The sequence below is a fragment of the Helicobacter aurati genome (assembly GCF_003364265.1).
Lineage (GTDB): Bacteria > Campylobacterota > Campylobacteria > Campylobacterales > Helicobacteraceae > Helicobacter_A > Helicobacter_A aurati.
This window is the reverse complement of the sequence record NZ_NXLW01000043.1, coordinates 1-846: the sequence shown is the minus strand read 5'-3', so window position 1 is coordinate 846 and position 846 is coordinate 1. Positions and strand designations below refer to the sequence as shown.

Annotated in this window: 1 protein-coding gene; it reads right to left on the bottom strand. The window is 35.0% G+C overall.

Going from position 1 to position 846, the window contains the following annotated elements:
* Positions 1–216: 216 nt before the first annotated feature.
* A partial coding sequence (locus CQA66_RS09085) for an outer membrane beta-barrel protein (protein ID WP_115582666.1) occupies positions 217–846 on the bottom strand: 630 nt, incomplete at its 5' end.

Genomic DNA, 846 nt, shown 5'->3' with positions numbered 1-846 from the left:
TTTACTAAGCCAAGCCTTTATTACTTGACTTATTGTAGAGAAAGTATCGGCTTATGTGAATAAGTTTTAAGTAAATATCAAGTTTATTTGAAAACTTTTTGATTTTTCTTAATATTATCTCTAAACAATAGCAATCTTGCTCTTTTATAAGAATCTATTTAGCAGCACATAATCAATACGTTTTGTGTATTCACACGTTGTTCTTAAGCTATATTATTAGAATATGAATTTATAACCAAGAGTAAAGCGAAGCGGATTATAGATAGGATTTCCATCTTCAGCTAAGACAACATTCATGATTGGAATTCGCGCAGTCAAGTCAATTCGATTGTGTTCGCCTAGACCAAACGTTAAACCAACTTGTCCAAAAAATCCAGCTTGCGCTATATGGGCTGTTTCATCTGTTGACTTGAAAAAATTACCAGTAAAAGAGCCCTTACTGAAATTCCCGCCTATCCCTGCAAATACACCAAATGCAAAAGAACCGGTATTTACGAAATTAAGCAAAGCATCTGCACCAAGTTGGAAATCGAGGTATTGTATTTGAAAAATTAGTTTTTGATTCGTATTCTCTCCGTAATTTACTCCAAAATACCATCGTAATCCAAAGAGATCATTTAATTGGTGTTCCGTTCCAAGGTTTGCTCCAGCTGTCCAAGAATCGATTCTAGCCTTATTTTCAAACGCAGAAGAACCCCAAACAACATGTCCTCTATTCCCTGCTTGAACGAAAGTATCAGACATCTCATACCCACCCTCAACACCTAAGAAAAATCTCGCTTCTGCAAGAGAAGCACTCAAACTAAAGCTGATTACACCTAATGCTAATAACTTTTTCATAAATAA